We start from the raw sequence: 14,392 nt of genomic DNA, 5'->3' as shown, positions 1-14,392 counted from the left end.
TTACCATAAAAAATTCAACAAATCTCCCTATCACATTGTGAAGAAAGTGTGCAGTTCGCGTGCAAGCGCCTCTGGTTGCTCCTCGGGAATAAAATGCCCGCTGTTGGCGATAATAATTCCGGTGATGTTTTCAGCAAAATCGCGCAGCGGTACGGCCATATCCGGGATAGAACCCTGATCGGCACTTACCGCCAGCAGCGGCATCTGCAATTTTCCCTGACTGTTCAGCTTCCGGTTCTGCTCAGCGGAAACCGTGACTGAACGGTAATACGCCAGTCCGGCGCGCAACCCGCCGCTTTTGAGGAAAACGCGCAAATACTCGCTGATGTCTTCGTCCGTAAAGGCATCAGGCGCTGCTGTTTTTCTGCGTAAAAACCAGTCCAGATAGATCCGTTCGTTGCCGGTAATCAATGCTTCAGGTAAATCGGGAAGGGTATGAAACGCAAAGTGCCAGGTTTTCCATGATTTATCCGGCGTGACCGGCAGCGCATCCGGCAAGGTAATTCCGGGGATCCCGGCATCGAGCAGCGCCAGTCGTTTCACTTCATTCGGGTAGAGCGCGGCATACGGATAAGCCACCCAGGCACCGACATCGTGGGCGACCAGAAAATAGCGTGTATGTCCAAGAGACTGCATCAGCCCGTGGGTTTTCTGCGCCAGACTCTGTGTGTCGTAGCCGGTTTCTGGCCGGTCGGAGTCGCCCTGACCCGGCAAATCAGGGGCCACCAGCCAGAAAGTATCCTTCAGATCCTGCATAACGTGACGCCATGCAAACCAGCTCTGCGGGAAACCGGCCAGCAGAAGTAAAACCTCGCCGTCAGGATTTCCGCCACAAACGTAATGTATTCGCACGCCATCCACTGTGGCGTAATGGTGATGAAATCCTTTCAGTGTGGGATCGGGTATACCGAAAAGCGCGGTGGCAACGGGAGTGGAAGGCATATTCTGATTCATGATATTTCTCCTGTTAAAGTTTATTAGGAAATGTTTATTTCCTAAATGGCAAAAAAATTTTAATCGAGGATTTTTAGCGCCAGTTCCAGCGTGGAGTCAGCATCCGGATTGTTTTCAACTTTGCCGGCAACACGCATTCCCAGCACGACATAAAGCATCAGGGTTGACGCGGCTTGTGCATCAATGGCCGTTGAGACTGAACCGTCACGTTGCCCCAGTTCGATCAACGAAATCAGGAACGCTTTATTGCGGGTAATCGCCTGGCGAACCAGCCCGGCAACTTCATCATCGAAGGTCAGTAACTCAACAGTGCCGGCGACAACCAGACAACCGCGGCGGCCTTCAATTTCATGCGAAGATTTAAGGTAAAAGCGCAGCACCTGGGCAATACGTTCGCGCCCGGTCGTAACCCTCTCAATCTGCTGGCGCAGCTGAGCATTACGCAATGAGGTATAGCGCTCAAAAACCTTGAGAAACAGAGTACGTTTATCAGTGAAAGCCTTGTAGATGCTGCCCGCCGTCAGGTTCATCGCCCGACTCAGGTCGCTGACAGATGCGGCATGAAAGCCTTTCTCACGAAATACCGTCATGGCGTTATCCAGCGCCAGACTGGTGTCGAACTCACGCGGGCGTCCGCGTTCTCTGGAAGGGGAAGGTTGCACAGGAGTCGCCACCATTAGGAAACGTTAATTTCCTAATGGTGGCACTTCGTTGAGGAACCGGCAAGCTATTTTTCTAAAGCTGGCAGAATTGACGCAAAACGGGTGTTAATTTGTGACTATTTGCCAGCAAAAAGTTACCAGCGTAACTTACGGCCAGAATATTCCACGAAATGATGGCCACCCTTACCGGATAAGGCTTCAAACTGATCGACAATACCGGTGGTACTTTCTTCAATCGTCAGGGTGGCATTTTCACCGCCCATATCAGTTTTCACCCAGCCCGGATGGACGGAAAGCAGTGTCACTTCCTGTTTTTCGGTCTGTTGCTGCAAACCACGGGTCAGCATATTCAGCGCGGCTTTGCTGGCAGAATAAAGCGGATAGGTCGCCACTTCGTTCTCATTGAGACTGGAAAGCTCAGACGTCATCAGCGCCAGCACACCGGTGCGGTGGTTTAGCAGCGGCAACAATTCGGCGGCGCAGCGTACAGGGGAGATAGTGTTAGTCAAAAACAGCTGAAGAATTTCGTCATCGCTGGCCTGATGAATATCCTGGTGATCCGGACCGAACACGCCTGCATTCACAAAAATCAAATCAAAATGGCTCGCGGAGAGCGCGTCTTTTACCGCCTCCCTCGCTTCGGATTTATTGATGTCCAGTTTTACCCATTCAACTGACGCGGGGCTTTTATCAGGTACGGCATCACGCGTGGTAGCAGTCACCTGCCAGCCGCGCTTTGTGAGTACGTCCACCACACCTAAACCGATACCGCGCGATGCGCCGATGATCAATGCTTTCTTAGAGTCAGTCATATTCATCCTTATGTAATCAATGCGTTAACATCAGTTTATTTTTTTCATTAAATCAGTAAATCTGCTTCGTATTAATTGCAGTATGAGCCTGTAACGTTTGGGCAACAATGGGCTGGAGTCTGATTTTCCCTGTCGGCAGAGCGCCTGATGATGAACCGGGGTTTCATTGCAAGCGCTAGTGCATGAGGCGGTAAGTCTTTACTATAGGCGCAGATGAAGTATTCATGTTGTTTCCAACAGACAGGCAAAGGTGAATAAAAGCATGATCGCCATAAAATGGTTTAGCCTCGTATTTGTCCTCGTTTTACTGCTGTCTTTTGGATACAGCTATGCAAAAGCCTCGCAAACCCGTGAAGAACCCGCAGGGCAGAGCTGGTCTACGGCGCGGCGGGATTCCGCCGGAATTGCGCCGGATCCAGCCAAACTCAAAAGTACCGCCATTGTGCAGATTTATGCTGCACCGACCTATGGCTGGCGCGGACTGGTCGCTGTACACCCGTGGATCATATTCAAGCGGGAAGGGGAAACACAGTTTACCCGTTATGACGTCATCAGCTGGGGCAGTACCAATGTGGTTCGCCGTAATTATGCTATTCCGGATGGCTACTGGTTTGGTTCGCAGCCACGTTTGCTGGTGGATCACCGTGGCGCACAGGCGCAAATGATGATCCCAAAAATTGAAGCCGCCATTAAAAGTTACCCGTATCCGCACACTTATCACGCCTGGCCGGGACCAAACAGCAACACGTTTATGGCGCATATTGGCCGTGAAGTGCCGGAACTTGAACTGGATATGCCGTCTAACGCCATCGGTAAGGATTATCGCGGAATCACTAATCCGATTGGGTTGCCGCCTTCCGGGCGTGGTGTTCAGGTATCGTTGCTTGGGCTTCTGGGCGTTACGCTGGGCGTGGAAGAAGGTCTTGAAGTTAATGTGCTGGGGCTGAACCTGGGTATCGATGTCAAAAACCCGGCGTTGCGTTTGCCGTTTGTCGGGCGTGTCGGATTTGATAATCCGGGGAAAGCAGAGCTTTAATTAGAGACTTAAGCGGCATTTCGACAAAAAAGGCCCGCCATTTCTGGCAGGCCTTTTGTCTTTCACGAGGCGCTTACTTCACGCACTTCGCACAGGTGCTTGCATGGATTTGCTGGAAGAAATCGTTGCCTTTGTCATCCACCAGAATGAACGCCGGGAAGTCTTCGACTTCGATTTTCCAGATGGCTTCCATACCCAGTTCAGGATATTCCACACATTCCAGGCTCTTGATACTTTGCTGAGCCAGAACTGCTGCCGGGCCGCCGATGCTGCCGAGATAGAAACCGCCGTGTTTATGGCACGCGTCGGTCACCTGCTGGCTACGGTTACCTTTTGCCAGCATGATCATGCTGCCGCCGTTGGATTGCAGAAGATCCACGTAGGAATCCATGCGGCCAGCGGTGGTCGGGCCGAGAGAGCCGGAAGCGTAACCTTCAGGGGTTTTCGCCGGGCCTGCGTAGTAAATCGGATGATCTTTAATGTACTGCGGCAAACCTTCGCCGTTATCCAGGCGCTCTTTCAGTTTGGCGTGCGCAATATCACGACCAACAATAATCGTACCGCTCAGGGAAAGGCGGGTTGATACCGGATATTCAGAAAGCTGCGCGAGGATTTCTTTCATCGGACGGTTCAGGTCAACCTTCACCACACCGGCTTCGCCCTGCTGACGCAACGCTTCAGGAATGTACTTGCCCGGATTTTCTTCCAGTTTCTCGATCCAGATACCGTCGCGGTTGATTTTGGCTTTGATGTTACGGTCTGCGGAGCAGGAGACGCCCATACCGACCGGACATGACGCGCCGTGACGTGGCAGACGTACTACGCGGATATCGTGGGCAAAGTATTTGCCACCGAACTGTGCGCCCAGGCCAAGATTGTTGGCTTCAGCCAGCAGTTCCTGTTCCAGATTGACGTCGCGGAATGCCTGACCGTGTTCGTTACCTTCAGTTGGCAGACCGTCATAGTAATGGGTGGACGCCAGTTTCACCGTTTTCAGCGTCGCTTCAGCGGAAGTTCCGCCAATCACGAACGCGATATGGTACGGCGGACAGGCTGCTGTACCCAGCGTGCGCATTTTCTCAACCAGATAATCTTTCAGCTTAGCCGGCGTGATCAGCGCTTTGGTTTCCTGGTACAGATAGGTCTTGTTCGCTGAACCACCGCCTTTGGCGATGCACAGGAATTTGTACTCGTCGCCATCGACACTGTAGAGATCGATTTGCGCAGGCAAGTTGGTGCCGGTGTTCACTTCTTTGTACATATCCAGCGCGGCGTTTTGGGAATAGCGCAGGTTATCTTCAATGAAGGTGTTGTACACGCCCTGAGACAGGCTGGCTTCGTCGCCGCCGCCGGTCCAGACGCGCTGGCCTTTTTTACCCATGATGATGGCCGTACCGGTGTCCTGACAGGTTGGCAGGATACCTTTGGCCGCGATTTCAGAGTTACGCAGGAATTGCAGCGCGACATATTTGTCGTTTTCGCTTGATTCCGGGTCATGAAGAATAGAGGCCACTTGTTGCTGATGCGCAGGGCGCAGCATGAAAGAGGCATCGTGGAACGCCTGCTGGGCCAAAAGGGTCAGCGCCTGCGGTTCCACTTTTAACACTTCTTCGCCATCGAAGGTGCTGACAGATACGTGATCTTTGGTCAGCAGGTAGTATTCGGTGTCATCTTTAGAAACGGGGAAGGGATTTTGATAATAGAACGGTTTGTTCGACATTGTTTTCTCACTTTTTCCGTTTTTGCCGCCACGGATGGGACTGTTGACTCGGTATGGCAGAGGTATTCGGGGCGACGTTTATATTCGTTCTGTATGTTGCCAGCCAAGTACACAGGCTGGCAACGGGGTTTATATGTTTTCTTTCAGTAAATGCTCTGTTAATGCTTTGTGGGTGATTTTATCGCCACAATCAGAACATCATCACCATCCACGGATAACCGATTACCAGTAAAGCAATCAGGAAGATGGCACCAAAGATTGTCCCGAGACGCCAGTAATCTTTGGTTGGCAGATAACCGCTGCCGTAATAAATCGGGCTTGGACCGGTACCGTAAGGTGTGATGATCCCCATAACGCCCAGAGACGTCACCATCAGCAGACAGAATACCTGCATATTAATACCCGGAATGGCGGCACCAATAGTCAGCATAGCCGGTAACAGCGCGGTAGTGTGCGCCGTGGTGCTGGCGAACAGGTAATGGAGCAAATAAAACGCCAGCAGCAGGGCAATCGTCGCTGCACCCGGGGAAATACCGCCCATCAGCGCCGCGCCTTCTTTACCCAGCCAGGCGATGAAACCGGTGCGGGATAAGCCGTCGGCCAGTGCCACCAGCGTAGCGAACCAGGCAAAGGTGTTCCAGGCTGGTTTGTTGCTGGTGATGTCGTTCCAGTTCAGAACCCCGGTCCACAGCATCAGCACCACGACCAGCAGTGCGGCCATCGCCGGTTCAATGAAGCTGGCTGCGAAAATCCACATTGCCAGCGCACAGCACACGAATACCAGCAGCAGGATTTCATGACGGGACATTTTGCCCAGTTTCGCCAGTTCAGCAGTCGCCCAGCGAGGTACTTCGTCATTGATTTTCACTTCCGGCGGGTAGAACCAGTACGCCAGCAGCGGCATGGTCAGCAGAAGCAACAGACCGACCGGCAGGAAGGCGATGAACCAGGTGCCCCAGGAAATGTTGATACCGGTTACGCTGTTCACGATGCCCAGCGCCAGCAGGTTTGGTGCCAGTGCAGACAGGAACATGGAACTGGTGATACAGGCTGCGGTAATCGCCACCCACATCAGGTAAGAACCAATTTTACGTGCGCTCGGGTCATTCGGTTTTGAACCGTACAACGGCGGCAGGTTGGCAATGATCGGGTAGATTGTGCCGCCGCTGCGCGCGGTGTTGGAAGGCGTAAACGGTGCCAGTAATAAGTCAGCGAAGGTGATGGCGTAACCGAGCGTCAGGCTGCGGCGACCCAGATATTTCACCAGGATCAGCGCCAGACGGCGGCCAAACTGGGTTTTATCGTAGCCGGCAGCAAACATGAACGCGCCGAAGATTAGCCAGACCGTGGAGTTACCAAAACCACTGACGGCCCATTTGAAGGACTGTGCTGCGGTTTTGAATTTAGGATCCGCCAGCTCAGCCGGGCTGAACAACAACCACTGGCTGAACAGGGCGATGACCACTACACCGGTTAAGCCGATAACGGCACCCGGCAATGGTTCGAAGATCAGGCCAACAATGACGCCCACGAAGATGGCGAAGAAATGCCATGCATAAGGTTCAAGCCCGGCAGGCACCGGAACCAGCAGCAGCAACACCGACACCAGCACGGGAAGTACCATAAAGATCCAGCGATTTTTTTTGCCGGGTTCGGCTTTTTTCGCTGGCTCTTTCACCGCAGTTTTTGTTATTTCGCTCATAATATTTATCTTAGGTAGTTAGGAATATTGTGATGATGCATAGGTAAGATGTAGTCTGGTTTTTTTAGTTACTTAATATTTTCTTTAGTTATTCAATAGTGGCATGTTCATTGCCTCATTATTGTTATTTTTGTCTGATAACTCTTATTCCCCGTAAGAGGGAGGAAATGTTTATATAATGCGATTTCCCTATTTTTAACTGTTGATCTTGATCAAGAAAATACGGGGCTGAATTGTTTTTTAAATCGAATAAAACAAAAGAACAGGCTTTATCTGATTAATTATGGCGAGACAGGAGGGCGACATCGTATGCGGGAAGTATTCTGGAAGTGTTCGGGGAGTAGATCAGCAAAAACGGAGTAGGGTAAATGAGAGGCATTCACAGTGTTGAGCTACAACCGCGGGTCGCCTTCAGGCTTTCATGCGCCACTTGTCAGCGGCTGAACTTCATGATCTGCCGGAGGATAAGGGCGGCAGGATGTAATAATATTCTCATCAGTTAAATACAATTACGCCCGTAGTTTACAGGAATGTGATTATTTAATTTGTTAGTTAACATATTTTTAATATAACAGGTATTAAGTTAATAGATAAATAGTTAATTAACTAATGTTATAGGTTTAGAAAGTAAAAATAAAACTATATTAATAAGCATGATTCCGGCTTTGAAATAATACAACGAATAATAAATAAACATTTCAACACGCTTCACAAAAATAGCGCGCCGGTGACGAATTCAGATTTAAAACCTTAAAGTTTGGAGTCACTATTATGAGCAACAACGATCTGCTATTGAGCCCGTTTACTTTACCGAATGGCACTGTGCTGAAAAATCGCATTCTGATGGCGCCAATGACCACCTGCACCGGCTTTTATGACGGCACCGTCACCAGCGAACTGGTCGAATACTACCGTGCCCGCGCCGGCAGCATCGGTACGGTGATTGTTGAATGCTGTTTTGTAGATGACAAAGGCCTGGCATTCCCGGGCGCCATCGGTATCGACAACGACGCTAAAATCGACGGACTGGCAAAAATCGCTGCCGCAGTGAAATCTCAGGGTTCAAAAGCCGTTCTGCAGATTTATCACGGCGGCCGCATGAGTGAGCCAAAACTGATTGGCGGCCAGCAGCCTGTCGCGCCAAGTGCATTAGCAGCACCGCGTGAAGGTGCAGCCACACCTGTCGCGCTGACCGCAGAAGAAGTCGACGGCATGATCGCCAAATTTGGTGAAGGCGTGCGTCGTGCCATTGAAGCCGGTTTCGACGGCGTAGAAATCCACGGTGCCAATACCTATCTTATCCAGCAATTCTTCTCTCCGAATTCCAACCAGCGTGACGACAAATGGGGCGGCAGCCGTGAAAACCGCGCACGTTTCCCGCTGGCGGTGCTGGAAATTACTCATGAAATGGCGAAGAAATACGCCGACGACTCTTTCATTATTGGTTACCGTTTCTCTCCGGAAGAGCTGGAAGAACCGGGTATCCGTTTTGCCGACACCATGTACCTGCTGGAACAACTGGCGGCGCGCGGTCTGGATTACCTGCATTTCTCCCTCGGTTACTCGCTGCGTCCTTCCATTGTCGATACCACGGATCCGACACCGCTGATCGACAAATACGTCGCAATGCGTTCCGACACACTGGCAAAAATTCCGGTGATGGGCGTGGGCGGCATCGTCAATAAATCCGATGCGGATACGGCGCTGGAACACGGCTACGACATGATTGCTATCGGTAAAGCGTGTATCGCCTATCCGGACTGGGCTGACCGTATCGCCGCCGATCAGAAACTCGATCTGTTCATCGACAGCACACAACGCGAAGCGTTGACGATCCCTGAGCCGCTGTGGCGTTTCTCGCTGGTGGACGCGATGATCCGCGACATGAGCATGACGTCGAAGAAATTTAAAGCCGGTGTGTTCCAGGAAAAAGTGCAGGATCCTGCACACGAACTGGCGATCAGCGTCAGTCTGGAAACCGACCGCATTGCGGATATCGCGCTGGAAGCAGGTGCGGATCTGGATGTGGAATTCACCACCAGTTTTGAAATCATCCGTACCCGGATTCTGGACGCCAACAGTCCGCACGTTGATGCGGTGACTGGCGCGACCGAACAGAGCGAAGCAGTGAAAAAAGCGGTATCCAAAGCGATCGCTAAATCGTGCAAGGCTCAGTTACTGGAAGAGGGCGGCAGTCTGAATGAGCCACAAAACTACGACGTTGTAGTGGTGGGCAGCGGCGGCGCAGGTCTGGCGGCGGCAATTCAGGCGTGTGACGAAGGGGCGAAAGTCCTGATTGTTGAGAAAATGTCTACCATTGGCGGTAACACCATTAAAGCGTCGGTTGGTATGAACGCCGCAGAAACCCGCTACCAGCGTCTGAAAGGCATCGAAGACAGCAAAGAGCTGTTCTATCAGGAAACCCTGAAAGGCGGCCAGTTCAAAAACAATACTGTGTTGCTGAAAGAGTTCATCGAACGTGCGCCGCAGGCGGTGGAATGGCTGGCGGAGCACAATATTGAACTGAGCGACATCACCATTACCGGCGGGATGAGTATCGATCGTACGCACCGTCCGGCGGATCGCAGCGCAGTTGGCGGCTTCCTGATCAGCGGCCTGGTGAAGAATCTCAACAAACGCAACATCGACGTCATGCTCGACACTTCTGTCACTGAAATCCGTTATGCCGACGGCGCGGTGCAGGGTGTGAATCTGCTCAATGATGAAAACGAAGTGCTGGTGGTTAACGCCAAAAGCGTCATTGTCGCTACCGGTGGTTTCAGCGCCAACCGCGACATGGTCGTGAAATACCGCCCAGAGCTGGATGGTTTCGTCACCACCAACCACAAAGGTGCGACCGGCAGCGGTATCGCTATTTTGCAAGATATCGGCGCTGGCACGGTCGATATGGGTGAAATCCAGATCCACCCGACCGTTGAACAAACGACGTCTTATCTGATTTCAGAAGCCATTCGCGGCGGCGGTGCGATTCTGGTCAGCCAGGCAGGCAAACGCTTCTTCAATGAAATGGAAACCCGCGACAAAGTCTCGGCGAACATTATCGCGTTGCCGGAGAAATTTGCTTACGTGGTGTTTGATGAGCAGGTGCGTCTGAATAATAAAGCGGCTGATGAATACATCGCCAAAGGCTTTGTGATCAGCGGCAATTCGCCACGCGAACTGGCGGCAAAACTGGAGATGAACTCAGACGCCTTCCTGGCGACGCTGGAAAGCTATAACGTGGCCGTTGATAAGCAGGATGACGTGGAATTTGGTCGCCGCACCGCGCTGCGCCACCCAATCAACCAGGGGCCATTCTATGCAATCCGTATCGCGCCGGGCGTGCATCACACCATGGGCGGTGTGACCATCAACACCGACACTTGTGTGCTCGATGCGCAGCAACAGGTACTCGGCGGCGCATTTGCGGCGGGTGAAGTGGTCGGCGGCATTCACGGCGGTAACCGTATCGGCGGTAACGCCGTTGCAGATATCATTATCTTCGGTATCCTTGCAGGACAAAACGCCGCGGAATTCGCGATGCGGTAACCGTTATCACGCAAGGTAATACAATGACGCCAGACGATCGTGTTTATGCTTATTCCGCTGTTTTAATGGGTTCGCCCATTCTTCTCAAGCTGTTTGAACATAACGAGAGTCTGGCGTCTGGCGTTTTCAGGCTGATTAAACATCAGGAAAACACCTTCACGGTGAATCGCCCGCATTCCGATATCATGGCGATCAATCATGCCGCCGGACGTGACCCTGTCACTGTCAGCGCGCCGGTCTTTGATTTGATCCGCCGCGCTAAAGCCATCAGTTGTCTGCCAGACAGCAGTTTCAATTTCACTATCGGCCCGCTGGTTAAACGCTGGAAAATCGGTTTTAGCGGTCACAGCATTCCGGCGGCTCAGGATCTCCAGACGTTACTTGCGCTGACAAATCCCGAAGATGTGATCCTCGATGAACAAACCCGTTCGGTGTTTCTGCAACAGGCAGGAATGGAAATTGACCTCGGCGCGATTGCTAAAGGTTATATCGCCGATGTGGTGCGTGATTATCTGCGTGAACAGCAGGTTGAGAACGCGTTAATCAATCTGGGCGGGAACGTACAGACGCTGGGTGCCGGTGCAGAAGGGGCGTGGGCAATTGGCCTGAAAAAACCGTTTTCCGAGCCGGACACGCTGATTGGGGTAATCAACGTTATCGGTAAATCGGTCGTGACATCTGGTATTTACGAACGTTATTTCGAGCTGGAGGGTCACTGTTATCACCATATTCTCGATCCGAAAACCGGCTATCCGCTGGATAACGAACTGCTCAGCGTAACCATTATTTCAGAAGATTCGATAGACGGGGATATCTGGACAACGTTGCTGTACGGAATGGGCGTGGAGAAAAGTCTGGCGTATCTTGAGCAGATCCCGCACATCGAGGCGATTTTTGTTACCCGGGACGGGCAAATTATTTTGTCATCGCAGCGGCAGTTTACCTTCACACCGCTGGATGACAGTTACCGGATCACGACTTACTGACAATACTGTTTTAACAGCGAATAGTGATCGGCTTGTAAACGGTAGCGGTAAACCGGGCGGCCGGTGACACCGTAGTGAATGCTGGTAAACAGAATGTTCATCTGCGCCAGCCAGATCAGGTATTTACGGCACGATACCCGCGAAATATTCACCGAACTGGCCAGTTCATCCGTGGAGAATTCCATGGTCGGATGAGCATCAATCCACTGACACAACGTGCGGAGTGTTTGCGGCGTTAAACCTTTCGGCAGCTTTTTTGTGTCCGCAGCGGCAGGATTACTGCCGTGGATCAACCGGTCAACGTCAGACTGCTCATAATACTGCTGATTATCCATCAGCTTTTTTTTCTGCTGCCAGCCGGTCAGTGCTTCCTCGAAACGGGAGAACTGGAACGGTTTGATCAGATAATCCACCACGCCATAATTGAGCGACTTCTTAATGGTTTCCGCATCAGCGGCTGAGGAAATCACAATCACGTCGATTGGCCGGCGGGCATTGCGCAGTTCAGGCAGTAAATCCAGCCCGTTGTCCTGCTGCATATACACGTCGAGCAGAATCAGGTCGATAGACAGCTCTGAATTCAGAACCAGATCTTTCGCCTGTTGCAGCGTCGATGCCGTACCGCAGCACGTAAAACCTTCTATCTGGCCAACATAACAGCGGTTCAGCTCTGCTACCATGGCGTCGTCGTCAACTATCAGCACATTGATCAAGAACTTGTCCTCTCCGCATCCCAGGGAAGTTGTACAAAAAATTGGGTGTAAACGTCAGGCTCTGATTCGACATTAATCGAACCTCCCAGGCTTTCGACCTGCTGTTTAGCCAGGAACAGGCCCATACCGCGTTGATCGCCTTTTGACGACACCCCTTTTTCAAAAATGGTTTCAATATTTTCCGGCTGAATGCCCGGACCATCGTCACTCACGATGCACGCCAGCTGTCCGTTCTGATAATGCAGCAACACGCTGACTTCACCATCATGCTGCTCGCCGAGCGCATCCAGCGCGTTTTCAATCAGATTGCCGAGCACGGTAATCAACGCAGCCACCTGATCTTCATTATTGTTGTCCGGCAACAGGCTGTCATCGCTGAGCGTCAGCAAATGCCGGGTATCAGATGCGCGGTTAATTTTGCTCAGCAGGAAACCGGCAATCACCGGAGACTTGATTTTCAGCAGCAGCGAACCGATTTCCGCCTGATAATTATTGGCTGTTTTGAGGATGTAATCTTCAAGTTGCGCGTAACTTTTCATGTGCAGCAATCCGAGGATCACGTGCAGTTTGTTCATAAACTCATGCGATCTTTCACGCAACGAATCGGCATAGTTTACCATGCCGCTGAGGCGCTGCATTAACTGGCTGACCTCGGTTTTATCCCTGAAGGTACAGATAGCGCCAATAATGACGCCATTATTGCGTACCGGCACCGTGTTGCTGAGCAGTAAACGGCCTTTGAAATTGATCTCTTCGTCACGGCGCGGCACACCGGTATTCACCACGTCCCGCAGATTGGCGATCAGCGGCAGAGTGCTTTCATCCGGTGTCACGTCTTTAGCGGTTTCCTGAAATATTTGCCGGGCAGTCTGGTTGATCAGCGTGACATGCGCCAGATCGTCTACGGCAATTACGCCTTCTTTGATCGACTGCAACATCGCCTGACGCTGTTCGAACAGCGTCGAAATTTCATAAGGTTCCAGCCCGAACAGGATGCGTTTGAGCATTCGCACCAGACAATACGTGCCAAGTGCGCCGACAATGATGCCAAACAGCACCGTCCACAGAATACTCCAGCGGCTCTTGTTGATTTGCTCGGTGACTTTGACCAGCGAAATCCCGATGGCGACCACGCCGATTTGTTTGTGATTGTTGTCATAGACCGGCGTGAAAACCCGCAGCGCTTCATCAAGCGTGCCTTTATTGATCGAGACGTTCTCTTTGCCGAGCAGTGCCGGATTGATGTCATCGCCGATAAAATGATGACTGATCACATCCGCATTCGGATGCGAATAACGGATGCCGTCCATATTGGTGACCACGATAAACAGCAGATCGTTACGTTTTTGGACGGAGCTGGCGATCGGCTGAATGATATTGCTGTCAGGCGGCAGAAGCAGGGCGCGTTTGGTTTCCGGCAGATCCGCCATGGTGCGGGCCACGGCCAGTGCTTTATCTTTCACGCCGTCGCGGGTGGTATCGCTGACCTGCACAAAATAAAGCATATGCACAACCAGTAACACGGAAGCAATCACCGCGCTGACCATCAGAATGACCGATGTGCTGAGTTTCATGGGGTGCTTGCGCACGGGATGGCGTTGCTGCGAGTCGCTCATGGGAGCCCCGGAGAGAAGAGAGCCAAATGCTCATTGATGATTTTGACAGTTCGCGTTGTTCGTCCGGCGGTCTGGCGTTGAACACTGCATGAACCATCCCTGTTCACGCATAATGATATGACTATTTGTCTGATATTTCCGCTATTTAATACTTTCAAAAGTGAATCAGACGGCCATTAAAAAAGGCCTGAATCTCTTCAGGCCTTATCTTTATATTTCTTTTCCAGATCACTGGAAGTAAATATCACCGTTTTCGGCTTTGAGGATTTTGCCGTCGGTGTCGGTGATCAGCGCATAGCTGCCGCCGATATAAGTCCAGTGGCTGCCTGCATCCGGGGCAGGCAAATGACGTTCCTGCCAGCCGACGATTTCGTAAGGCTTGGTGCGGTACAGCGCCGGAACCTGGTCACCGATCGCATACAGTTTGGAATCATCGTAGAACGATTTGATTTCGTGCGAGTTTGACGCGGCAAACGCCGTATTGGCCAGAGGTAACACTGAAGAAACAACCAGAGCAGATAACATAACAATTTTAAAATGACGCATAGATTATCCCGTTTAAAACCATCAACTTAATGCGTGCCTCGGTGATATGCTGCCAGTCCGTTGTATGAGTCATAAAGCCAAAGCCTGTGCTTTTTC

11 protein-coding genes are annotated in these 14,392 nt (G+C 51.6%); 3 read left to right on the top strand and 8 right to left on the bottom strand.

The features are described from left to right. Nucleotides 1-30: 30 nt before the first annotated feature. The 3 genes from ACM615_RS12050 to ACM615_RS12040 form a co-directional block, all read right to left on the bottom strand. A complete protein-coding gene (locus tag ACM615_RS12050; protein ID WP_431011957.1) occupies nt 31-954 on the bottom strand; it encodes an alpha/beta fold hydrolase in 924 nt (307 codons plus the stop codon). A gap of 59 nt (nt 955-1,013) precedes the next feature. Next, nucleotides 1,014-1,631: a TetR/AcrR family transcriptional regulator gene (locus ACM615_RS12045; RefSeq protein ID WP_431011956.1), complete on the bottom strand. Its 618-nt coding sequence runs from the start codon at nt 1,629-1,631 to the stop codon at nt 1,014-1,016. A 119-nt stretch (nt 1,632-1,750) separates the two neighbouring features. Then, nucleotides 1,751-2,428 (bottom strand): SDR family oxidoreductase, encoded by a 678-nt coding sequence (locus ACM615_RS12040; protein ID WP_112286614.1) that lies wholly within the window; start codon nt 2,426-2,428, stop codon nt 1,751-1,753. Between the two features lie 262 nt (nt 2,429-2,690). Between ACM615_RS12040 and ACM615_RS12035 the strand changes: the two genes are divergently transcribed. Then, on the top strand, nt 2,691-3,464 hold the full coding sequence (locus tag ACM615_RS12035) for a DUF3750 domain-containing protein (protein WP_431011955.1): 774 nt from the start codon (nt 2,691-2,693) through the stop codon (nt 3,462-3,464). Between the two features lie 73 nt (nt 3,465-3,537). On the opposite strand, the gene fumA is transcribed toward ACM615_RS12035, so the two are convergent. Continuing rightward, nucleotides 3,538-5,184: a class I fumarate hydratase FumA gene (fumA, locus tag ACM615_RS12030; protein WP_113877325.1), complete on the bottom strand. Its 1,647-nt coding sequence runs from the start codon at nt 5,182-5,184 to the stop codon at nt 3,538-3,540. A 190-nt stretch (nt 5,185-5,374) separates the two neighbouring features. Beyond that, on the bottom strand, nt 5,375-6,886 hold the full coding sequence (locus tag ACM615_RS12025; protein ID WP_113877326.1) for an anion permease: 1,512 nt from the start codon (nt 6,884-6,886) through the stop codon (nt 5,375-5,377). A 771-nt stretch (nt 6,887-7,657) separates the two neighbouring features. Here ACM615_RS12025 and ACM615_RS12020 point away from each other — a divergent pair. Both ACM615_RS12020 and ACM615_RS12015 read left to right on the top strand, forming a co-directional pair. Then, nucleotides 7,658-10,435: a flavocytochrome c gene (locus ACM615_RS12020; RefSeq protein WP_431011954.1), complete on the top strand. Its 2,778-nt coding sequence runs from the start codon at nt 7,658-7,660 to the stop codon at nt 10,433-10,435. 23 nt (nt 10,436-10,458) lie between these two features. Then, nucleotides 10,459-11,421 (top strand): FAD:protein FMN transferase, encoded by a 963-nt coding sequence (locus ACM615_RS12015; protein ID WP_113877328.1) that lies wholly within the window; start codon nt 10,459-10,461, stop codon nt 11,419-11,421. On the opposite strand, the gene dcuR is transcribed toward ACM615_RS12015, so the two are convergent. The 3 genes from dcuR to ACM615_RS12000 form a co-directional block, all read right to left on the bottom strand. After that, nucleotides 11,415-12,134, bottom strand: coding sequence for a two-component system response regulator DcuR (gene dcuR / locus ACM615_RS12010; protein ID WP_431011953.1), 720 nt, complete (start codon nt 12,132-12,134; stop codon nt 11,415-11,417). The two genes, ACM615_RS12015 and dcuR, sit on opposite strands and share 7 nt — an antisense overlap. Next, complete coding sequence (locus ACM615_RS12005) at nt 12,131-13,750, bottom strand: sensor histidine kinase (protein WP_129640010.1); 1,620 nt, start codon at nt 13,748-13,750, stop codon at nt 12,131-12,133. The genes dcuR and ACM615_RS12005 overlap by 4 nt, the downstream gene beginning before the upstream one ends. A gap of 228 nt (nt 13,751-13,978) precedes the next feature. Next, a complete protein-coding gene (locus tag ACM615_RS12000) occupies nt 13,979-14,296 on the bottom strand; it encodes an RcnB family protein (RefSeq protein ID WP_112286626.1) in 318 nt (105 codons plus the stop codon). Nucleotides 14,297-14,392 lie beyond the last annotated feature (96 nt).

The sequence above is a fragment of the Rahnella sp. PAMC25617 genome (genome assembly GCF_050606005.1).
GTDB classification, from domain to species: Bacteria; Pseudomonadota; Gammaproteobacteria; order Enterobacterales; family Enterobacteriaceae; genus Rahnella; species Rahnella variigena.
Note: the sequence above shows the minus strand (reverse complement) of the source record. Positions and strands in the feature narration are given on the sequence as shown.